This is a genomic window from Rossellomorea vietnamensis, from assembly GCF_025398035.1.
In the GTDB taxonomy this organism is placed as follows: Bacteria; Bacillota; Bacilli; order Bacillales; family Bacillaceae_B; genus Rossellomorea; species Rossellomorea vietnamensis_B.
In genome coordinates, this window is record NZ_CP104558.1 from 4,298,506 (window position 1) to 4,320,784 (window position 22,279).

At 46.2% G+C, this 22,279-nt stretch carries 19 protein-coding genes, 1 other RNA gene and 1 other annotated feature; of the genes, 16 read left to right on the forward strand and 4 right to left on the reverse strand.

The annotated features are described in order from the left end of the window. Positions 1 to 30: 30 nt before the first annotated feature. Positions 31 to 402 carry a TIGR04086 family membrane protein gene (locus tag N5C46_RS22025; RefSeq protein WP_034757264.1) on the reverse strand — a complete coding sequence of 124 codons (372 nt, stop codon included), beginning with the start codon at positions 400 to 402 and terminating at the stop codon, positions 31 to 33. A 160-nt stretch (positions 403 to 562) separates the two neighbouring features. On the opposite strand from N5C46_RS22025, the gene N5C46_RS22030 reads away from it, so the two are divergent. Both N5C46_RS22030 and N5C46_RS22035 read left to right on the forward strand, forming a co-directional pair. Next, positions 563 to 1,858, forward strand: a complete 1,296-nt coding sequence (locus N5C46_RS22030; RefSeq protein WP_261750252.1) for an ArsB/NhaD family transporter — start codon at positions 563 to 565, stop codon at positions 1,856 to 1,858. 69 nt (positions 1,859 to 1,927) lie between these two features. After that, complete coding sequence (locus N5C46_RS22035) at positions 1,928 to 2,572, forward strand: DUF421 domain-containing protein (protein WP_231479948.1); 645 nt, start codon at positions 1,928 to 1,930, stop codon at positions 2,570 to 2,572. A 46-nt stretch (positions 2,573 to 2,618) separates the two neighbouring features. Here the strand turns inward: N5C46_RS22035 and spoVB are convergent, their stop codons facing one another. After that, the gene (gene spoVB / locus N5C46_RS22040; RefSeq protein ID WP_261750253.1) at positions 2,619 to 4,169 is read right to left on the reverse strand and encodes a stage V sporulation protein B; all 1,551 of its coding nucleotides are present in this window, start codon (positions 4,167 to 4,169) and stop codon (positions 2,619 to 2,621) included. 125 nt (positions 4,170 to 4,294) lie between these two features. Here spoVB and N5C46_RS22045 point away from each other — a divergent pair, with 125 nt between their 5' ends. The 4 genes from N5C46_RS22045 (at position 4,295) to N5C46_RS22060 (ending at position 8,392) form a co-directional block, all read left to right on the forward strand. Continuing rightward, positions 4,295 to 4,615, forward strand: coding sequence for a post-transcriptional regulator (locus tag N5C46_RS22045; RefSeq protein WP_261750254.1), 321 nt, complete (start codon positions 4,295 to 4,297; stop codon positions 4,613 to 4,615). A 130-nt stretch (positions 4,616 to 4,745) separates the two neighbouring features. Beyond that, a complete protein-coding gene (secDF, locus tag N5C46_RS22050; protein WP_261750255.1) occupies positions 4,746 to 7,010 on the forward strand; it encodes a protein translocase subunit SecDF in 2,265 nt (754 codons plus the stop codon). A gap of 104 nt (positions 7,011 to 7,114) precedes the next feature. After that, a complete protein-coding gene (locus N5C46_RS22055) occupies positions 7,115 to 8,041 on the forward strand; it encodes a cation diffusion facilitator family transporter (RefSeq protein ID WP_159362291.1) in 927 nt (308 codons plus the stop codon). Positions 8,042 to 8,056: 15 nt separating this feature from the next. After that, on the forward strand, positions 8,057 to 8,392 hold the full coding sequence (locus N5C46_RS22060) for a LapA family protein (protein ID WP_034757294.1): 336 nt from the start codon (positions 8,057 to 8,059) through the stop codon (positions 8,390 to 8,392). On the opposite strand, the gene N5C46_RS22065 is transcribed toward N5C46_RS22060, so the two are convergent. Next, entirely contained in the window at positions 8,348 to 8,623 is a 276-nt protein-coding gene (locus N5C46_RS22065) for a hypothetical protein (RefSeq protein ID WP_261750256.1), read from the reverse strand. The genes N5C46_RS22060 and N5C46_RS22065 overlap by 45 nt on opposite strands. Before the next feature lie 83 nt (positions 8,624 to 8,706). Between N5C46_RS22065 and recJ the strand changes: the two genes are divergently transcribed. The 4 genes from recJ to dtd all read left to right on the forward strand — a co-directional run bounded on the left by recJ (position 8,707) and on the right by dtd (position 14,474). After that, a complete protein-coding gene (gene recJ / locus N5C46_RS22070) occupies positions 8,707 to 11,070 on the forward strand; it encodes a single-stranded-DNA-specific exonuclease RecJ (RefSeq protein WP_261750257.1) in 2,364 nt (787 codons plus the stop codon). Further along, a complete protein-coding gene (locus N5C46_RS22075; RefSeq protein ID WP_060670793.1) occupies positions 11,061 to 11,573 on the forward strand; it encodes an adenine phosphoribosyltransferase in 513 nt (170 codons plus the stop codon). Before recJ ends, N5C46_RS22075 begins: the two co-directional genes overlap by 10 nt. Before the next feature lie 254 nt (positions 11,574 to 11,827). Continuing rightward, positions 11,828 to 14,017 (forward strand): RelA/SpoT family protein, encoded by a 2,190-nt coding sequence (locus N5C46_RS22080; protein WP_261750258.1) that lies wholly within the window; start codon positions 11,828 to 11,830, stop codon positions 14,015 to 14,017. Positions 14,018 to 14,030: 13 nt separating this feature from the next. Beyond that, positions 14,031 to 14,474 (forward strand): D-aminoacyl-tRNA deacylase, encoded by a 444-nt coding sequence (gene dtd / locus N5C46_RS22085; RefSeq protein ID WP_261750259.1) that lies wholly within the window; start codon positions 14,031 to 14,033, stop codon positions 14,472 to 14,474. A 50-nt stretch (positions 14,475 to 14,524) separates the two neighbouring features. Here the strand turns inward: dtd and N5C46_RS22090 are convergent, their stop codons facing one another. After that, a complete protein-coding gene (locus tag N5C46_RS22090) occupies positions 14,525 to 16,327 on the reverse strand; it encodes an N-acetylmuramoyl-L-alanine amidase family protein (RefSeq protein ID WP_261750260.1) in 1,803 nt (600 codons plus the stop codon). Between the two features lie 162 nt (positions 16,328 to 16,489). Here N5C46_RS22090 and N5C46_RS22095 point away from each other — a divergent pair, with 162 nt between their 5' ends. The 6 genes from N5C46_RS22095 to N5C46_RS22120 all read left to right on the forward strand — a co-directional run bounded on the left by N5C46_RS22095 (position 16,490) and on the right by N5C46_RS22120 (position 22,277). Next, entirely contained in the window at positions 16,490 to 16,666 is a 177-nt protein-coding gene (locus tag N5C46_RS22095) for a hypothetical protein (protein WP_034757305.1), read from the forward strand. A 70-nt stretch (positions 16,667 to 16,736) separates the two neighbouring features. Then, positions 16,737 to 16,967, forward strand: a binding site (T-box leader). Positions 16,968 to 17,040: 73 nt separating this feature from the next. Next, positions 17,041 to 18,315 carry a histidine--tRNA ligase gene (gene hisS, locus N5C46_RS22100; protein WP_261750261.1) on the forward strand — a complete coding sequence of 425 codons (1,275 nt, stop codon included), beginning with the start codon at positions 17,041 to 17,043 and terminating at the stop codon, positions 18,313 to 18,315. Positions 18,316 to 18,346: 31 nt separating this feature from the next. Beyond that, complete coding sequence (aspS, locus tag N5C46_RS22105; protein WP_261750262.1) at positions 18,347 to 20,113, forward strand: aspartate--tRNA ligase; 1,767 nt, start codon at positions 18,347 to 18,349, stop codon at positions 20,111 to 20,113. A 70-nt stretch (positions 20,114 to 20,183) separates the two neighbouring features. Continuing rightward, positions 20,184 to 20,373: non-coding RNA, 6S RNA (gene ssrS / locus N5C46_RS22110), on the forward strand. Positions 20,374 to 20,572: 199 nt separating this feature from the next. Continuing rightward, positions 20,573 to 21,337 carry a tRNA threonylcarbamoyladenosine dehydratase gene (locus N5C46_RS22115; RefSeq protein WP_061811271.1) on the forward strand — a complete coding sequence of 255 codons (765 nt, stop codon included), beginning with the start codon at positions 20,573 to 20,575 and terminating at the stop codon, positions 21,335 to 21,337. 160 nt (positions 21,338 to 21,497) lie between these two features. Next, entirely contained in the window at positions 21,498 to 22,277 is a 780-nt protein-coding gene (locus N5C46_RS22120) for a hypothetical protein (RefSeq protein WP_261750263.1), read from the forward strand. The last annotated feature ends 2 nt before the right edge of the window (positions 22,278 to 22,279 follow it).

Here is a 22,279-nt window from a genome sequence, read left to right on the forward strand (position 1 = left end):
AGAGGGACCCTTTTTTAGTATGGGGATGGACTAACCCTCCCTCGGACCGCCACTCATGTTGACACCAAGGATTCCACCCATCATGGCGGTCAGGATATAACAGCCGTGATAGATGAGCTGTTCCATTGAAAACAGGCTGTCGTATCCCAGGTATTGAAATAAGAAAATGACGAGGGTATAAATGAGCCCTGTCGAACCTCCAAGCACCCAGCCTTTTGTCTTTCCTTTTCCACCTGACATAAATCCACCGACAAATAAAGAAAGAAATGAAACGATCGTGACAAACAGCGTGATGGAGCTTTCAGTAAGTTCGGTAAACCGGAGAAGCAATGAGAATAATAAACTTGCGGCAATCGCTATGACAAATATGGTGGTCGTCCCGTAAAGGACGGCACCACCCATTTTTTTCGCTTCTATGACGGTCCTCTCCCTTCTCAATCGATAATTTTATTCCGTATTAGTACAAGCATATTCATGGCAATGGTAAAAAAGACTAGAAATTTTATGTGGTCAAGCCTCATAGACTAGTATGAAACTTCCTGGAAATGGAGGGGCTGTGACCATGTCTCCGATGATGGTATTGATTGTGTTCGTTTCGGTTTACATTCTATTGATGTCAGAAAAATGGAATCGCGTCCTGGCCGCCATGGCCGGTGGGGTCGCCATGCTCTTGATCGGGGCTTTTCCCATCGAGAAGGCGCTTTTTACGTATATCGACTGGAAAACCATCACGCTTCTGTTTTCCATGATGCTGATTGTCACCATCACAAGCAAAACGGGGATATTTGAGTTTATCGCCATCCGGATCGCTCAATGGGTGAACGGGAACGGGCTCGCGCTCCTGGTCCTGTTTTCATCCCTGGCGGCGGCGGGCTCCGCGTTTTTAGCTAACGTCACAATCGCTATGCTGCTCGTTCCGATCTTGTTCAAATTGACCAGGCTCCTTGAACTTCCGCCCATCCCCTACTTGATCATGACGATCCTTGCATGTAACATCGGCGGGACGGCAACCCTTATAGGTGACCCTCCCAACATGATGATCGGCCAGGCAGTAAAGCACTTTACATTCAATAGCTTCCTTGAAAATCTGTTACCGGTTGTTCTGATGGTTTACGCAGTGACGCTTTTGATCATGTGTGTGGTATACAAGGAAGTGCTCCACGTGAAAGAAGACAGGAAACTGCTTCTGAAAGGGATCAAGCCCGAGGAATATTTAAAGAGGGACAGCGGGCTCTTTCAGTCTTTGTTTGTACTTGCCCTCGTATTGGTGGGCTTTTCCGTGTATCCGGTGTTCCATCTGGATGTGACGACGGTATCCCTTGCCGGTGCAGTTCTCCTTATGCTGCTCCTTGAGAAAATGTATCCTCCTGAAAAGATTTTGAGAGAGGTGGAATGGGGGACACTCTTTTTCTTTATGGGCCTATTCCTCCTGGTCGGAGGGATTGAAGAAGCGGGATTCATAGATGAAATCGCACGTGAAATACTGAGGGCGACGGATGGGGATATGAAGAAAACGGCCTTTGTGATCCTGTGGGGAACAGGCTTATTGTCATCTGTTGTCGATAATATTCCGTTTGTGGCAGCCATGATTCCGGTCATTCAGGAATTCGGTGAATTCGGGATGGTCAATATGGACCCCTTATGGTGGTCATTGGCCCTGGGTGCATGCCTTGGTGGGAATGGTACACTTCTCGGCTCTTCTTCCAATCTGGTCATAGCAGGACTCGCGTCGAAGGAAAATGTACATATCAAATTTCACCAGTACTTACTGATTGGTGTTCCCGTCACCGTCATTTCCCTTGCTGTGTCCACCATATACGTATACTTTAAATACATCCGGCCTTTCATGGGTGGATAAAAATTCCTCCGATTTATTTTCTCCTTCTGTCGATACTACATAATGACATGTGTATGGGAGGGAAAAGTAGTGGAGGAATATTTTATCATCATTTTACGCACTCTTTTTCTTTACGTCATGATCATTTTCATTTTTAGAATCATGGGGAAAAGGGAAATCGGGGAACTGAGCATTCTGGATCTGGTCGTATTCATGATGATTGCCGAGATGGCGGTCATGGCCATTGAAGAACCGGAGGATCCCATCATTCATACAGTGCTGCCCATGGGGATCATCGTCCTCGTCCAAATCCTGTTTGCATGGTTTTCCCTCAGATCTAAGTCGTTCCGGGAATTATTGGACGGAAAACCCACCGTCATTATCCATAACGGAAAAATCGACGACGAAGCCATGAAGAAACAGCGCTACAATTATGATGATCTGCTCCTTCAATTACGGGAAAAGGATATTTTCAACCTGGCAGATGTCGAATTTGCGATATTGGAGCCATCTGGAAAACTATCTGTCCTGCAGAAAGACAAAAAGACCCCGCATTCCCTGACACTGCCCCTGATCCTCGATGGACAGGTCCAAACCACCCATCTCGATATGATCGGAAAGACGTCCTTCTGGTTACGGAAAGAACTGAGAGAACGCGGATTCAAAAACGTACAGGAAATCTCCTTCTGCAGCTTCCAAAACGGACAATTTTACATTGATGAAAAAAACAAATAAAAATACTCCTCAACCAAATGTTAAGGAGTATTTTTATTTGGGGAGACTATAGAGTGATGAATCGCCGGATGAATGGGATCCTGGCAAGGTCGTTTTTCACGATGAGCTTAAGGGTGATGGAGAGTACGGTATAAAGGGCCGTACAAGTAATGACCCCGAATAGCAATCTGAATACGGTGGACTGACCATCAAATAAGTAAAGATAAGAAAAGTGTCCCCATACTCCGGTAATCAACAGGACTAAGACCGTCTTTACGTAATCCCGGGCATAGATCGTCATCGGGATATATTTCAGGATGGTCATGAAATGAAGCAGGGTCACGAGCAGGAACCCGGTGACGATCCCGAGAGCCGCCCCGTTGATGCCAAAAGCCGGCTGTGAAGCGAGGACAAAGATGACGCCGGTCTTCACCACGGCCCCTATCAGGCTGTTGATCATGGCGGCCCTTGCCAGGTTCAATGCCTGCAGCACAGCCTGCAATGGCCCTTGATAATAATAAAATAAAAAGAAAGGGGCCATGATCATCAAGAAACCTGCCCCGTTTTCATTCCCGTACATGACCTGCATGAGGGGCTTTGCATACACGTAGAGGATGACGACGGATATCCCCCCGGTGATCAAACAGAACCTGAGGGCCTGCTGAAGCCGATGTTCGATTAAGGTGAAATTCCTTTGGGAGTTGGCTTCACTGATGGCCGGGACAAGAGATTGGGATAGTGATAGGGTCACGAATGATGGAAGAAACAGAAGGGGAAGGGCATATCCCGTCAAGGAGCCATACTGTTTCGTCGCCATCCCTGCTGCCACTCCTGCGAGGGCAAGACTGTTCGCTACCACGATCGGTTCAAAAAACCAGGCGATCGACCCGATCATCCTGCTGCCAGTTGCCGGCAGGGCCACACTCATGAGTTCGTTGAACGTTTCCCGTCCATTTCGGATTGATTTAAAGAAATTGCGACGGATCTTGAACTTCTTCTTTACTTTAAAGCTTGCGAATAAATACAGAAGGGAAGCGAGTTCCCCAAGGACCGACGCCACCATGGCAGCGGCTGCTGCGTATTCAATCCCGTAAGGAAGGAATGTTTTGGTCAGTACGGCAATCAGGGTAATCCGGACCACCTGCTCAATGACTTGTGAATAGGCGGAAGGTTTCATGTTCTGCCTTCCCTGGAAATAGCCGCGGATGACCGACGAGATCGCTACGATCGGAATGATCGGGGCAATGGCTACCAATGGATAGTAGATCCGGTCATCCGTAAATAAGACGTCTGTTAAATAAGGGGCGAGCAGGATGAGGGCAGGGGTGAAGATGAGGGATAGCCCCATGGTGATGGAAAGGGAGACGACCAATATTTTTTTTACCTTCCGGATATCTCCCTTTGATTCTGCTTCGGCAACGTTTTTTGAGATCGCTACAGGGAGCCCCAGTTGAGTGACGGTGATGACGAGTATGAGGGTGGGGAAAGCCATCATAAATAAGCCGACGCCTTCTTCCCCGATGAATCTGGCGACGACGATGCGGTTCACGAACCCTAATATTCTAGTTATAAAGGCGGCCATCATTAAGATCATGGTGCCTTTCAGAAATTTTGACATAAAATTCCCTGCCTTCTCAAAATTGGTATTATCGTTTACAATGATGTATATGCATAAGGGTGGACAAAGCATGACAAGTAGTGAACAATTCGGGCTGAATATAGCCCAAATGGGGTGGACGGGGAATGAAGAAAAATCAGCATCCTTACGATCGTTATTATGAATCATTAGTACCAGCGCTTGTAAGCAAAGTAGAAGAATTTGAAATTCTTGGATACGGAAAGGCAGACGCTGACCGCCTATGGTCCTACTTAACGAAAAAGAAATGGAAGAAGCCTGAAGTGGATGTAAAGTTCTTTCAGTTAGTGAGTGATGTGTTAACGGTCAAGCCCGGTGAGTATATGAGCTTTGAAACAATCGAAGCGTACAGGTCTCCCAACTGGTTTGCAGAAGTGAATGAAGAGGAGCTGAACGAGCTTCTTCGCCCGAATAAGAATGGAAAATAGCCCGAAAAGAAATTGACACTCATTTCTTTCTCATAGATAATGAGAAAGGTGAAGTTTTCAGGAATTATATTACTTTTTGAAGCACATAGTTCGTATGGTTTTTTAAAACGGCAAGGAGGATCTATACATAATGGTAAAGCGTGGCCGAATCATTGCCTTCTTTATACTTGTGGTATTGCTTGCAGGTACTATGGGAGGCACAACGAAGAGTATTGTAGATAACATTAAACTGGGATTGGACCTGCAGGGCGGATTTGAAGTTCTTTATGAAGTTCAGCCGATCAAAAAAGGCCAGGAAATCACGAAAGAGACCGTTGCCAATACAGCCGATGCACTCGACAGGCGTATTAACGTATTGGGTGTCAGTGAACCGAATATCCAAATCGAAGACGGGAACCGCATCCGTGTTCAACTGGCCGGTGTCGAGGACCAGAACGAAGCAAGGGAAATCCTCTCCACTCAAGCCAATCTGACGTTCCGTGACGTGAACGATAAAGTCCGTCTGGACGGATCGGATCTTGAGTCGGGATCTGCGAAACAAACGTTTGATGACAAAAATAATCCGATCGTTTCATTAAAATTGAAAGATCGCTCGAAATTTTATGAATTAACAAAGGAAATTTCCGCCATGGCTCCTCAGAATCAGCTCGTCATCTGGCTGGATTACGAGGAAGGAAAGGATTCATACAAAGCTGAAGTAGGAAAAGAGGATCCGAAATTCATCTCAGATCCGGCGGTGAATAAGCCAATCAACTCCGATGAAGTCATCATCGAAGGGAACTTCACGGTTGAGCGTGCCCAGAATCTTGCGTCCCTCTTAAATGCCGGGGCACTTCCGGTCAAACTGGACGAGAAATATTCAACATCCGTGGGAGCGCAATTCGGTCAGCAGGCACTTGACAAGACAGTGACTGCGGGGATCATCGGGATTGCAATCATTTTCTTATTCATGATTGCGTACTACCGTTTCCCGGGACTGATCGCCACGATCACCCTTTCTGTTTACATTTACTTGATTCTGTTGATTTTCGACCTCATGAACGGGGTCCTGACCCTGCCGGGGATCGCAGCCCTCATCCTTGGGGTGGGTATGGCCGTCGATGCGAACATCATCACCTATGAACGGATCAAAGAAGAAATGCGGGTCGGGAAGCCGATACGTTCTGCATTCCAGGCAGGGAATAAATCTTCTTTCCTGACGATCCTGGATGCCAACGTAACGACAATCCTTGCAGCGGCCGTCCTCTTCTTCTATGGGACAAGTTCAGTCAAAGGATTCGCAACGATGCTGATTGTCAGTATCCTGACAAGCTTCATTACGGCGGTATGGGGTTCACGACTGTTACTCGGCCTTTGGGTGAACAGCCGTATCTTTAATAAAAAGCCGGGCTGGTTCGGGGTCAAAAAATCCGAAATCAAGGACCTGGCAGAGAACTACGATACGCTGGATCTGCCTACCCGTTTTGACCGCTTTGATTTTGCTGGACAGCGTAAGAAGTTTTTCGCGTTTTCAGCTATACTCATAACGGCGGGGATCATCATCCTGGCCATCTTCAGATTAAATCTTGGAATCGACTTTGTCAGCGGTTCACGGATGGAGATCCTCGCTGATCAAAGCTTGAAGACGGAACAGGTTCAGGACGAACTGAAGGAGATAAAATTGCCTTCAGAAGATGTCGTCATTTCAGGCGATAAAAATAATATTGCCGTCGTCCGCTATACGGATGACCTGAATAAGGACGATATCGCGAAATTGAAAGATCACTTCAACAAGCTCTATGGTGCCGAGCCAAGTATCAGTACCGTTTCACCTGTAATCGGGAAAGAGCTTGCGCAGAACGCCATGATCGCAGTTGCCATCGCTTCTGTCGGAATCATCATTTATGTCACGATCCGTTTCGAATGGAGAATGGCACTGGGTGCAATCCTTGCCCTCCTGCATGATGCATTCTTTATCATTGCATTCTTCAGCTTGACCAGGCTCGAAGTGGATATCACATTCATTGCAGCCGTCCTGACGATTGTCGGGTATTCAATCAATGATACGATCGTCACCTTTGACAGGCTAAGGGAGAATCTTCATAAGAAACGCCGTTTGAAGACGGATAAGGACATTGAAGAGGTAGTGAACCAGAGTATCAGACAAACGATGGGCCGTTCAGTCAATACCGTATTGACTGTCGTGTTCACGGTCATCGCACTCATGATCTTCGGAAGTGAGTCGATCCGTAACTTCTCCATCGCTTTATTGGTCGGGTTAATCTCAGGTACCTATTCTTCCGTATTCATCGCTTCCCAGGTTTGGCTCGTAATGAAGAAGAAAGAACTGAAGAAAAAAGGAACCATCAAGACTGTAAAAGAAAAGAAAACGTGGTCGGACGAACCACAGGTATAATGACGATCAAAAGGTCCGGGAAGTATTTCTTCCCGGACCTGTCTTTTTTTGTTTTTTTACCGCATTGGGTTACACTAATAGAAGTTAAAAGGGAGGCGACTCTAATGAATCATGAGGATCGTTTTAAAAAAGCGGAATTCGCTGCCATGATCGGTGTGGTGGGCAATATAGTCCTGGCGGTGATAAAGTGGGCGGCAGGCATCATGGGGAACAGCCGGGCGCTGATTGCTGATGCGGTTCACTCTGCATCGGATGTAGCAGGATCCCTTGCCGTCTTTATCGGTTTACGTGCTGCCAAGCAGCCCCCCGATCAGGACCATCCTTATGGTCACGGAAAGGCGGAGTCCATTGCGGCAATCATCGTGGCCGTCCTCTTGTTCCTTGTGGGGATCGAAATTGGGAAATCATCGATTGAATCCTTTTTCCACCCTCTCACCCCGCCGACAGCGATTGCGATTTATGCCGTCATCTTCTCGATCATCGTGAAAGAAGCGATGTTTCAATACAAATATCGTTTGGGTAAAAGGTTAAAGAGTGATGCATTGATCGTGAATGCATACGAGCATCGTTCGGATGTGTTCTCTTCCATCGCAGCACTGGTCGGGATCTCGGCCTCCATCCTTGGCGGGAAGTTCGATATCGGCTGGCTTGTTTATGCGGATCCTGTTGCAGGAATATTCGTTTCCCTGCTTGTCCTCAGGATGGCTTGGCATCTGGGGGCGGAATCCATACATACGACCCTTGATCACGTCATGCATGACGAGGATGTACTGCCTTTTCGAAAAATCGTGGAGACCGTCCCGGAAGTGAAGGAAATCAACGAGCTTCATGCAAGGGAACACGGACACTATGTGATCATCGATTTGAAAATCAGTGTCGATCCTTACATGACGGTAGAGGAAGGTCATCGTGTCGGGAAGAGAGTCAAAGAGAAGCTTCTGAAGGAATCCAATGTGAATGATGTATTCATTCATATCAATCCATTCAATCCTGCTTCTGAAGAAAGTGATGATCAAATAGACTTAACGTAAAGGGAGGGAAGTCTCATGAAGTTTCAATGGACATTATTATTGGGTATTTTCTTTGCGCTGGTGGTTTCAATATTTGCAGTCATCAACGTCGACCCGGTCACCGTCAATTATCTGTTCGGTGAATCCGACTGGCCTCTTATATTAGTTATTCTCGGATCTGTCCTGATGGGCGGTATCATCATCGGCTCCGTTGGGCTGTTCCGGTTATTCGTCGTCCAGCGCAGGGTCAAATCCCTCGAAAAGGAAAATATGTTATTGAGGGAACAGACAGAGGGGATGCATAAAGAAAAGACTGAAGATATCCCCTTAAAAAAACGCGCTCCGGATTCCGTAGGGGAAGTGGGAGAATAATTGAGTCTGGTGGCTTTTGCCGCCGGGCTTTTTTTGTTTTGGACTGGGGCGTTTGATTGGTTTTAGATAAATATGTAATTCGGCTGGATTCTGTTGGATTTCGGCCGGATTTTCAACCATAACGGCTGGATAATGGCGTAAACCCGCTGGATTTTTCCCGATTTCGGCTGGTTTTTCATCAAAAACGGCTGGATTTCCACCCATGGCCATATTGAAACCACGTCCACCCATCCTACATCCTCTTCACAGACTTTCATTAAGATTGAAACAACCCCCTCACTTTTGTATAATGAGTAAGGCTGAGGGGTGAACGTATGTTAAACTCAAAAACACGTTGGATATTGACAGAAACAGATGAACATAAAATAGCAGAATTGGCAAATGAACTAAAAGTACCTTCGCTTGTAGCGAAATTATTGATAAATCGTGATTTGGATGATGTAGAAGAAGCCCGGAATTTTTTATTTGATTCAGGCGATTCATTTCACGATCCATTTTTATTTGAAGATATGAAAAAAGCAACGGAACGGATCCATAAAGCCATCGAAAACGGGGAAAGAATTCTCGTTTACGGTGACTATGACGCAGATGGAGTCAGCAGTACATCGGTCATGATGACGGTATTGAGGGATTTGGGCGCCATGGTGGAATTCTATATCCCGAATCGGTTCAATGAAGGATACGGCCCGAATGAAGGGGCATTCCGCTGGGCGAAGGATGAGGAATTCTCGCTCATCATCACGGTCGATACAGGGATCTCTGCCGTGAACGAAGCTAAACTCGCGAAAGATCTCGGGATGGATCTGATCATTACAGACCACCATGAACCCGGCCCCGAGTTACCGGAAACCTATGCTCTACTGCATCCAAAGGTAGGAGAAGTTGCCTATCCATTTGGAGAACTCGCAGGGGTGGGGGTGGCGTTTAAATTGGCCCATGCCCTTTATGGTGAGCTGCCGACCCATTTACTGGATCTTGCCGCGATTGGAACCATTGCGGATCTAGTTCCCTTGCGAGGGGAAAACCGCCTTCTGGCTAAACGGGGTCTTGCCGGGCTCCGGGCCTCAAACCGACTGGGGATCAAAGCTTTATGCAAAATCGCCAATGCGAAGCAGCATGAAATAACGGAAGAGACGGTCGGCTTTATGATCGCTCCACGGATCAATGCCGTCGGTCGTTTAGGTGATGCCGATCCTGCCGTTGACCTCATGCTTACAGAAGATGAAGAAGAGGCAAAGGCACTGGCAGAGGAAATAGACGGCTTAAATAAAGAAAGACAGGCGATCGTCGCCCAAATGACCGAGGAAGCCGTTGAGATGGTGGAGCGGGACTTCCCGCTGAAGGATAACCATGTGCTCATCATCGGAAAAGAAGGCTGGAATCCGGGAGTTGTCGGGATTGTGGCTTCCCGTCTTGTCGACAAGTTTTACCGACCGACCATCGTGCTCAGCTACGACTCTGAAAAAGGGACGGCGAAAGGGTCTGCGAGAAGCATCGTTGGTTTTGATCTATTTAAAAATCTTTCAACCTGCCGGGATATCCTTCCCCACTTCGGAGGACATCCGATGGCTGCCGGAATGACGCTGCAATTAGACGATGTAGCTCAGTTGAGAAGCCGGTTGAATGAACTGGCGGGTACGGAGTTGACACCTGAAGACTTCATACCTGTCACACAACTCGATGCTCCTGTAACTATGGACGAAATCTCTGTTGAGTCGATTGAAAAGCTTCAGCTTTTGGCACCTTTTGGGATGAAGAATCCTAAGCCCAAGTGGATCATGGATGATGTGAGCATCGAGCACTATAAAAAGATCGGGTCTGCCCAAAATCATCTGAAGCTCGTTTTGGAGGACAAAGGAGTCCAACTTGATGGAGTAGGATTTGGACTCGGGGAATTGGCCGACCACATGACGCCTTTTTCGAATGCGTCCGTCATTGGTGAATTATCCATCAATGAGTGGAACAACCGCAAGAAGCCCCAGGTGTTTTTACATGATGTGAAAATCGATCATTGGCAATTATTCGATGTGCGTGGAATTAAGCAGGTCCACAAATGGAACGCACTCATCCCTGAAGAAAATAAGAAGATGGTTTGTTTCCATCCATCCACGTTGGACAAACTGAACCTGCCGAAAGATGAAATCATCCTCCTTGAGGAAAGCGCGACGCTTGATGGGTTATCAACGGAGAAGGCGAGCCTTGTGCTGTTGGATCTGCCGAATTCCAAGCCTTTACTTGAAGAGCTTTTGAAGAAGGGGCGTCCTCACCGGATCTATGCTCATTTCTTCCAGGAAGAAGATCATTTCTTCAGTACGATGCCGACCCGGGACCATTTCAAATGGTACTATGGCTTTTTAACCAAACGGGGCTCGTTCGATGTCAATAAGCATGGCGATGACCTGGCCAAATACAAAGGCTGGTCAAAAGAAACAATCGATTTCATGTCACAGGTGTTTTTTGATTTGAAGTTTGTTACAATAGACAATGGATTTATTTCTCTTAATCCTGCGAAAACCAAGAAAGATCTTTCTGAATCTCGAACATATCAGAAGAAACAACAACAATACGAGCTTGAAAACGAATTGTTATATTCTTCCTATCAAGAGTTGAAGACTTGGTTTAATGAAAGGATAGAAGAGTCTGTTACAATTGAGGAGGAAGTAGAAGCATGGACTTAAAACAATATGTTACAATCGTTGAGAATTGGCCAAAAGAAGGGATTAAGTTTAAAGACATCACAACCCTTATGGATAATGGTGATGCTTATAGATATGCTACAGACCAAATCGTCGAATATGCAAAAGAAAAGCAGATTGACCTGGTTGTAGGACCGGAAGCCCGTGGATTCATCATCGGATGCCCAGTCGCTTATGCCCTTGGTGTAGGCTTTGCCCCTGTCCGTAAGCCTGGTAAATTACCACGTGAAACAATCCAGAAGGAATACGGCCTTGAGTACGGTAAAGACGCTTTGACCATCCATAAAGATGCCATCAAGCCCGGCCAGCGTGTCCTGATCACGGACGATTTACTGGCAACCGGTGGAACGATCGAAGCAACGATCAAGCTTGTGGAAGAACTCGGTGGAATCGTTGCAGGGACTGCGTTCTTAATTGAACTTACGTACCTTGACGGCCGCGACAAACTTGAGAACTACGATATTATGACGTTAATGCAATACTAATTACCTTTATCAAATCTGATAAACGTATGGAATGTGTGATATACTGAAATAAGGGACTGACAACTGGTTAATGTGTCAGCCCTTATTTTTTTAATTTAAAGAAGAATAGAATCGACATTTATCGACAAAAACAGTTGGATTCTGAGAATTTTCTGCTAAACCCTTTACAGAAGCTGTTTTTTTTTTGATAATAGTAACAATCATTAAAATGGAATAATCGTGAACTATATTAAAATACAAAGGTGATTTTGATCATGGCTAAAGATCAAGTACTAACCCCGGAACAGGTTATTGATAAAACAAAAGCATACTTAAACGATGAGCATGTGGAAATGGTCCAGAAGGCATACGAGTATGCAAGGGATGCCCACAGTGAGCAGTACCGGAAGTCCGGTGAACCCTACATCATCCATCCCATCCAGGTGGCAGGGATACTGGCGGATCTGGAGATGGATCCAGCAACCGTTGCTGCAGGGTTTCTTCATGATGTAGTCGAGGATACAGGCATTTCCCTCGGTGAAATTGAAGAAGCGTTCAATGCTGAAGTGGCCATGCTCGTTGATGGGGTCACAAAGTTAGGGAAGATTAAATACAAATCCCATGAAGAGCAGCAGGCTGAAAATCACCGGAAAATGTTCGTGGCGATGGCACAGGATATCCGGGTCATCCTGATTAAATTGGCAGACCGCCTCCACAATATGAGAACCCTGAAACATTTACCACAGGAGAAGCAGCGGAGAATAGCAAATGAGACACTTGAAATCTTCGCTCCTTTGGCCCATCGGTTGGGGATTTCAAAGATCAAGTGGGAATTGGAAGATACGTCGCTCCGGTATTTAAATCCTCAACAGTATTATCGAATCGTCAATTTGATGAAGAAGAAGCGTGCGGAGCGTGAACAGTATTTAGAGGAAGTCGTCAATGAAGTGAAAGATAAGCTCGGCGATGTAAAAATCGTGGCTGAAATTTCTGGACGCCCTAAGCATATTTACAGTATCTATCGTAAGATGGCCCTGCAAAACAAGCAATTCAATGAAATTTACGACCTCTTAGCCGTACGGGTTGTAGTAGACAGCATCAAGGATTGCTATGCTGTACTCGGAATCGTTCATACATGCTGGAAACCGATGCCCGGAAGGTTCAAGGATTATATTGCCATGCCGAAACCGAATATGTACCAATCCCTTCATACGACGGTCATCGGTCCCAAAGGCGATCCCCTGGAGGTACAGATCAGGACGCTTGAGATGCACCAGATTGCTGAATACGGGGTAGCGGCACACTGGGCGTATAAAGAAGGGAAAGAAGTGAACGAACCCGTTTCGTTCGAGAAGAAGCTTTCCTGGTTCAGGGAGATACTCGAGTTCCAGAATGAATCGGCCAATGCTGAAGAATTCATGGAATCTCTTAAGATCGACCTGTTTTCCGATATGGTCTTTGTATTCACGCCTAAAGGAGACGTATTGGAATTGCCATCCGGTTCCGTCCCCATCGATTTTTCATACCGGATCCACTCGGAAATCGGCAATAAAACAATCGGTGCCAAGGTCAATGGGAAGATGGTCACCCTCGATTACAAGTTGAAAACGGGGGATATCATCGAGATCCTTACGTCCAAGCATTCGTATGGCCCGAGTCAGGATTGGCTGAAGCTTGCCCAGACTTCCCAGGCGAAGAATAAAATCAAGCAGTTCTTCAAGAAACAGCGCAGGGAAGAGAATATTGAAAAAGGCCGTGAGCTGGTCGAAAAAGAAATCAAGAATCAGGATTTCGATGTGAAGGAAATCCTGAATCCGGAAAACATCAAGCGTGTGTCGGAGAAATTCAATTTCTCAAATGAAGATGATATGTACGCAGCCGTCGGTTATAACGGGATCACAGCGGCTCAAATCGCCAACCGGCTTACGGAAAAACACCGGAAGAAAAGGGAACAGGAAGATAACCTGGAAGAAACGATGAAGGAATTGAATGCTCAACCCGTCAAGCGCAAAAAAGATGCGGGTGTGCAGGTTGAAGGCATCGACAATCTCCTTATCCGCCTGTCCCGCTGCTGCAGCCCGGTTCCCGGGGATGAAATCGTCGGCTTCATAACAAAGGGCCGCGGCGTTTCAGTGCATCGTGCGGATTGTACGAATGTCATGGCGGATGAAGTGGAACAGCGCCTCATTCCCGTATCATGGGAAAGTGACGGGAATGACCGTAAGGAATACAATGTCGATATTGAAATCTCCGGCTATGACCGCAGAGGGCTCCTGAATGAAGTGCTTCAGGCGGTGAATGAAACGAAGACGAATATATCGGCTGTGAGCGGGAAATCGGATCGGAACAAAGTGGCCACCATCAACATGTCCATTTCGATTCAAAACATTTCCCATCTTCACAAAGTCGTAGAGAGAATCAAGCAGATTTCAGATATATATGCTGTAAGACGAATCATGAACTAAAGGAGATTTCTTTATGAGGGTTGTACTGCAGAGAAGTAAAGAAGCCTCCGTCACGGTCGATGGAGAAGTAAAGGGAGAAATCCGATCAGGCGCTGTATTGCTTGTGGGGATCACCCATGAAGATACACAGGAAGATGCCCGTTATGCGGCAGACAAAGTGGTCAATCTCCGCATTTTTGAAGATGAAGAGGGGAAGATGAATCATTCACTCCTTGATGTTGGGGGAGAGATCCTGTCCATTTCCCAATTCACCTTGTATGGCGATGTGCGTAAGGGAAGAAGGCCGAATTTCATGAATGCAGCCAAACCCGACCATGCAGAAGTGATCTATGATTATTTCAATGAGGTCCTCGAGGAAAAAGGAGTGAAGGTGGCAACAGGCGTTTTTGGTGCCATGATGGATGTGAATCTGACGAATGATGGTCCTGTTACACTTTTGATCGAAAGTAAAACCTGATAAAAAGGCTGATTCCACTACCGGAATCAGCCTTTTTATGTGAATGGGCATCACTCTGTGAAATAATCACTTAAACCATGATAGATGGCCGTCGCAGCCAAATCTTGAAAATATTGAGTATTTACATTGGCTTCTTCTGATGGATTGCTGAGGAATCCTAATTCCAACAGGACGGCTGGCCGGTTGTTTTCACGGATGACATGATAATCCCCGATGCGGACACCCCGGTCTGATGTGGGTAATCGATCCGAGAGACTACCGTGGATCTCTTCTGCCAACTCTTTTTGCTGATCCTGATAGTAGTAAGTCGTATGACCCGCAATGGAAGAATCCATAATGCTGTCAAAGTGTATGCTGATGAAGGCGTCTGCCTGATTATAATGGGATAATGATACCCTTGATGGCAACGATACATATTCATCGGTTTTTCTTGTTAATTTGACCTTTGCGCCAGCGCTTTTCAGTTTCTCGGCAAGAAGTTCGCCTGTCTTCATGGTAAGAAGCTTCTCAAGTGTACCACTTGCCCCCGTAGTACCACTGTCCCTTCCTCCGTGCCCGGGATCGATCACGATCACTTTATCTTCCAGACCACCGCTTCTCTTGCGGTCTGGCGTCGTGTTTTCACCTAATGCAGAGCGGACCGAAACGACCCAACCGGCTACAAACCCGGCACTGCCATCGGCTAATTCCACCTCATACCAGTCTCCATCCTTGCTCTTTACCCCGTAAGATTCTCCGCTTGAAGCTCGTTTGACCACACTTGCCTGGGTGTTTGCTTCACTGCGGATATTCGTGCCGTTATAAAGAATCGTGATGTTTTCATTTGAACTGTTGCTTTCATGGGCGGCGGCTGTCACCGTTTTCTGAACATACCACCCGGCAACCCACCCTTTATCTCCGTTCGGGAGCTTGATTTGATACCAATTATTTTTCTCTTTTAACAATGTGAATTTCTCACCCTTGGATACTTTACCGACGATCCGGCCGTTCAGGGAAGTTTCATCACGGACATTGAGACCGTGTACCGAAATGATACCGACCAACTCTCCATCGAAGGATGATTCCTCTTCGGATTGGCTTGTTTCAACTTCATCAGAACCGGTAGAGAACTCTACGTATGAATCACTGATCCATGCAACCTCGTCGCCGAACCGGATCTCATACCAACCGGAAACACTCCCGGTCACCTCTATCTCATCCCCCTTATTCAATACGCCGAGGACGGTGCTTTGGAGGGATGGTGAGGTTCGGACATTCAAGGCGTCATCTGTGACGATTCCTTTTTGGTTCACCTTTTTTTTTCCTTGGGCGGCTTCTGATCCTGTTATGTAATCACGGTGGACCCATCCCCTGATGGTTCCAGATTCAATGTTCAGCCAGTCTCCATCTTCTTTCATTACAGTTACAGTATCTCCATTTTGTAATACCGTCACGACGTCGTCTGAAGTACTGGGGCCACTTCTGACGCGGAGACCGTCTGTGTTCACCTTGCCACCTTTAGGGGATGGATCAGCGGAAACAGACTTGTCCACTGTCACGAGCCAATCGGCCACCCAGCCGTCCCCGCTATTTGTTTCGACTTTATACCAATCCTTTTGCGTGTCTACTATTTTGTACTCTTCCCCCCTATGTACCGTTGTCAATACGGGGAAGCTCAGTCCCGGTCCTGTCCGGACATTAAGGGTCGAGACACTGATCGTGACCTTTCCGGTTTCAGCCTGTGCCTGATCCATGAAGGGCTGCATCGGGAGCATCAGGAGCACAATCAACATTGATGCGATTACTTTCTTAATCTTCGTCACCTCCTGTAAGAAATACAAACACCCATAGTAATATCGGATTTTCCTGCTCAAGTGTTGAACACCATCTGTCACTTTTTTTAGAAGAAGGGGTGTTCCTGAAGAAATCCTTATGGTTTTAATACGATAAAAAAAATAAAATCCCTCTAAAACGAAAGAAAAATAGGTAATTGGAAATGATAAGGGTAGGAATTGTTTTTGAAAGGATGAGTGTACGTGAGGTCGAGTGAAAAAGGATTCATGAGCGCAAATGGGGATAACCAGTTATTTGGAGTCGATTTCCATCAGTTTTTAGAACGTGAAAAAGATGCGTTGAACGTGGAACTTGCTTCCGAATTCGGATTGTCATTACGGGAAGTGAAATTGTTAAAAAAGAAAATGGAGCGATCCTGACGAAATTTTCTTTAACCTCTTGACATGTACCTGCGCCAACCGTATCATTATACAAATAAAATAACATTTACAAAAACCGTTGATCGAGCATAGTAGCTAACCCCCGCGTGTAAAGAGAGGAAATGCCTTGGCTGAGAGCATTTCTACAATGTGACTTAGTGAATGAACACTCAGGAGGTTTCTCTCTGAAAACGATTTGTTAGTAGGAGATGGACGTACCAGGCGTTAACTGGCTAAGTGGAGGTCTTTCATAGACTTCAATTAGGGTGGCACCACGGGAATAACAGCTCTCGTCCCTTGTATATTATACAAGGGACTGAGGGCTTTTTTATGTACATAAAGATCAACGTGCACGATAAAAGGAGGAAATCATCTTGTCCATTCAGATTCCAAGAGGTACACAGGACATCCTGCCTGGTGAAGTGGAAAAATGGCAGTATGTAGAAGAAGTGGCAAAGACCCTTTGTTACAACTATCAGTATAAAGAAATCCGCACCCCGATTTTCGAGGCGAGTGAACTGTTCACCCGTGGAGTGGGGGATACGACGGATATCGTCCAGAAAGAAATGTATATGTTCGAAGACAGGGGAGGCAGAAGCCTGGCGCTCAGACCTGAAGGGACCGCTTCTGTTGTCCGCTCCTTTGTAGGGAATAAAATGTTCGGGCACCCGAATCAGCCGACGAAGCTCTTCTACTCGGGTCCGATGTTTCGTTATGAGAGACCTCAAGCCGGACGCTACCGTCAATTTGTTCAATTTGGCGTAGAAGCTCTCGGAAGTGAGGATCCTGCCATCGATGCAGAAGTGATTTCCCTTGCAATGGGAATCTACAAGAAACTGGGGCTGACACAATTAAAGCTAGTCATTAATAGTCTCGGTGATGCGGGTAGCAGGAATGCACACAGAGAAGCATTGATCAATCACTTTAAACCGAGGATCGATGAATTCTGTGGCGATTGCCAGAATCGCCTGGAGAAAAATCCGCTCAGAATCCTTGACTGTAAGAAAGACCGCGATCATGAGTTGATGTCTACAGCACCATCGATTCTCGACTACTTAAATGACGAATCGAAGCAGTATTTTGAAAAAGTCCAAAAACACCTTTCAGGCATGGACGTGGAATTTACAGTCGATCCCACCCTTGTACGGGGGCTCGATTATTATAACCATACAGCCTTTGAAATCATGAGTGATGCAGAAGGCTTCGGGGCCATTACCACTCTTTGCGGCGGTGGACGCTACAACGGACTGGTTGAAATGATTGGAGGTCCTGAGACTCCGGGAATCGGATTCGCCTTCAGTATCGAAAGGCTGCTTTCAGCTCTGGAAGCAGAAGGGGTCGAACTCCCGATCGAACAGGGAGTCGAGTGCTTCATCGTATCATTGGGTGATGACGCGAAAGATTATGCTGTCAAGCTTCTTCACAACCTTAGAGCTGCAGGGATTTCTTCAGAGAAAGATTATCTGGATCGCAAGGTGAAAGGCCAATTCAAAGCGGCTGACCGTTATGAAGCGAAATATGTGGCCGTCATCGGTGATAATGAATTACAAGAAAATAAAATCAATCTGAAAGACATGGCTACCGGTGAACAGGAAGAAGTGAGCCTGGATCAGTTGGTTGACAATGTAAAGAGCAAGCTCGGTAAATAGACCGCGTTGATTTGATTAGGAGGAGAACATGATGACAAAAAGAACCGCATATTGTGGAGACATAACAGAAACATACATCGGTGAGAAAATCACGATCAAAGGCTGGGTGCAAAAGAGAAGGGACCTGGGAGGATTGATTTTCATCGACCTGCGTGACAGAGAGGGAATCGTTCAGGTCGTGTTCAACCCGGATTTATCGGAAGAGGCCCTTTCCCTTGCAGAGAAAATCCGTAATGAATATGTCCTAAGTATCACGGGTACGGTCGTGGCAAGGGGAGAAGGAACGGTGAACCCGAACCTGAAAACCGGAAAAGTGGAAATCCACGCCGAAGAGGTTCAAATCATCAATGAAGCGAAAACCCCACCGTTCATGATTGATGACCAGATGGAAGTGTCTGAGGATGTCCGCCTGAAATATCGTTACGTAGACCTTCGTCGTCCAGCGATGATGGAAACCTTCAAGATGCGTCACAATGTAACGACATCATTCCGCAGTTTCTTGAACGACAACGGTTTCCTCGATGTGGAAACGCCGATCTTAACAAAGAGTACGCCTGAAGGGGCACGTGATTATCTCGTTCCGAGCCGGGTTCATAAAGGGGAATTCTATGCCCTGCCACAGTCACCACAAATCTTTAAACAGCTATTGATGGTTTCCGGATTCGACCGTTATTATCAAATCGCCCGCTGTTTCCGTGATGAAGATCTTCGTGCAGACCGTCAACCTGAATTCACACAGATCGATATGGAAATGAGCTTCATGGATAAAGAACAGATCATTTCACTTGTCGAAGATATGATGAAGAAGCTGATGAATGATGTGAAAGGCGTAAACGTTTCATTACCTATTCCTCGAATGACGTATGACGATGCCATGAGCCGTTATGGTTCTGACAAACCGGACACACGCTTCGGCATGGAGCTGATCGATGTATCCGAAATTGTCAAGGAATCAGGTTTTAAAGTATTTGCCGGCGCTGTCGCAAACGGTGGACAAGTGAAGCTGATCAATGTGAAAGGCGGCGCATCACAGTATTCCCGTAAAGACATTGACGGCTTGACTGAGTTCGTTTCCCGTTACGGAGCAAAGGGACTTGCCTGGCTGAAGGTTGAAGAGGAAGGCTTGAAAGGCCCGATCTCCAAATTCGTGACCGAAGACGATGCTTCGGCGATTTCAACCTCTGCGAATGCGGAAGCAGGAGACTTGCTGCTGTTTGTGGCAGATAAGAAATCAGTCGTTGCAGACGCCCTTGGAGCCCTTCGATTGAAATTAGGGAAGGACTTAAAGCTGATTGATGAAACGGTATTCAACTTCCTTTGGGTGACAGACTGGCCGCTCCTCGAGTTTGACGAAGGGGAGAACCGTTACTATGCAGCCCACCATCCATTCACGATGCCGGTGAAGGAAGATCTTGAACTGTTTGAAACCGACCCTGCATCTGTTCGCGCGGAAGCGTATGACCTTGTCCTGAACGGATACGAACTTGGAGGCGGATCACTCCGTATATACGAGCGTGATATTCAGGAAAAAATGTTCAAGGTTCTTGGATTCTCGAAAGAAGAAGCGGAAGCACAATTCGGTTTCTTATTGGAAGCCTTCGAATACGGAACGCCTCCACATGGGGGGATTGCCCTTGGACTGGACCGTTTGGTGATGCTTCTTGCAGGCCGCACGAATCTCCGTGATACGATTGCGTTCCCGAAAACGGCAAGTGCAAGCTGTGTACTGACAGACGCACCGGGTGGAGTAAGTGAAGCTCAATTGAAAGAATTATCTTTGTCACTCGATGTAGAATAATGTAAGTAAATACCGGGGGTGATTCGTTGAAATCATCCTGGTGGTGTGATATTATTTAGACAATCACAAACGAGTCCTGATGTGTACGACGTTTTTACCTAACAGTTTTGACCGAACAATTCAAACTTCGGGAGCTTGATGTTTCCGCTAGGCGTTCATGCCCCGTGCCGGGGACTAACAAATAGTGGAATAAAGCACCCACCTGCCGAGAGCGGGTTCAAAACGAAGGAAATGATGGCGGCGGCACGATTGGGACTCGTCCAAACAAATCCAATAAATGATTTCTAATAAAAAGAAGAGTCAGGCTCACAGCAGCCTGGCTTTTTTGTTGGGACTAAAACTTCCCTTAATGGGGTAAACGAAAGAGAAGGACAACATTTCATGTTGATTTTCGGTCCCCTATCCTTTATTCTAATTCAGTATAAACCTAGTTGAATACTTATAATGGAGTTGATTATTTTGCTACACCAGTTTTCTCGAAATGAACTAGCGATCGGTAAGGAAGGTCTCCAAACCCTTAAAAATAGTACAGTGGCCGTACTCGGAATCGGGGGAGTGGGATCCTTTGCAGCTGAGGCGTTAGCCCGTTCCGGTGTAGGTCGTTTAGTGTTAGTGGATAAAGACGATGTGGACATCACGAACGTAAATCGTCAGGTGCATGCATTGCTCTCTACTGTGGGTCAGCCAAAGGTTGATCTGATGAGGGACCGCATCATGGACATCAATCCAGACTGTGAAGTCATCGCGTTGAAAATGTTCTATACGGAAGAAACCTATGAGGAATTCTTTGCTCAGGGACTTGATTACGTCATTGATGCCTCTGATACGATTTCCTATAAAATTCATTTAATGAAAGAATGTCTGAAGCGGGATATTCCATTGATCGCGAGCATGGGAGCGGCGAATAAAACCGATCCGACCCGCTTCAAAATTGCTGATATCAGCAAGACACATACAGATCCAATTGCCAAAGTGATCCGCACCCGCCTGAAAAAAGAAGGAATCAAAAAAGGCGTGACGGTGGTTTTCTCTGATGAGAGTCCTATCGTCATCCGTGAAGAGATCAGGAAGGAAGTAGGAAAAGATGATGCGAAGATCCGTAAAGCACAGCTTCCTCCGTCTTCCAACGCCTTCGTTCCTTCCGTGGCAGGGCTGATTGCAGCGAGTCATGTGATGAACCAATTGCTGAAAGACATTGAAATTAAAAGGGTGAAAGATAAATAAGGACGTTTGCGGAAACAAGACTGAATCTCATAAGGGATTCGGTCTTTTTTTTATGAATAGAGAGAATTCCATTAAATGGTTAAAAAAGGATTGACGTTTCAATGTGTCATAGTGTACTATCTAACTAGAACACTATGACACATTATGGAGGAATGCAATCATGCACGCGTTTAAAGGTCTTCTCTGGAAAGATTTCAAAACCTCCAGCATTTGGTTTTATGGCTGGATCGCCATTGTTTTCCTGATTTTTATCATTGGACTGGTGATCGGTAATTTTGTCAAAGAGCCGGGGGTTTCTCAAATATTCCTCATTATGATCGGTATTTTCCACGTTGCTTTTCTTCCGGGCATCGTCTGCTCCATGCTGCGGGTGGAAGGAAAAACGCAACTGTGGCTTCATAGCCCCTACAGCGGGTTGATGCTGCTTTTATCAAAACTCATCATTGCCTTTATGTACTCCACCTTGTCGCTCTTGTTAGTCGATGGATTGGGGATGCTGACCATGGCCATGTTTCAGGAAGACGCGTTATTCTCCTATTGGCCCATCAAAGAAGGCATTCTTTTCAACCTGGGTGTGACGGTCGTCGGAATCTACTTTTCCGGATGGACGATATTTTTGTGGACACTTTACCATTCCCTTTCAAAATATCCTTCCATAAAGAACATACGGTGGATCTTCATTGCGGGATTCATCATTGTGTATCAAAGTGTGGTAGCCTTACTGACGAGCATTGAATGGGTGGAGAAATTCTTCTTTGAAACTCTTACCGTGAAGGTGAGCACCGGATTCTTTTTCTCTGTGGGTGCTAATGAGGCGAAGGCAGGCTTCGATCCCGAGATGATTCCATTCCCGGTCATGCCATTCCTGTTTGAAGGAATGATCATGATTATCGTCTTCCTCATTTCCTGCAGGTTATTAGATCGCAAGGTTGAGGTGTAAGG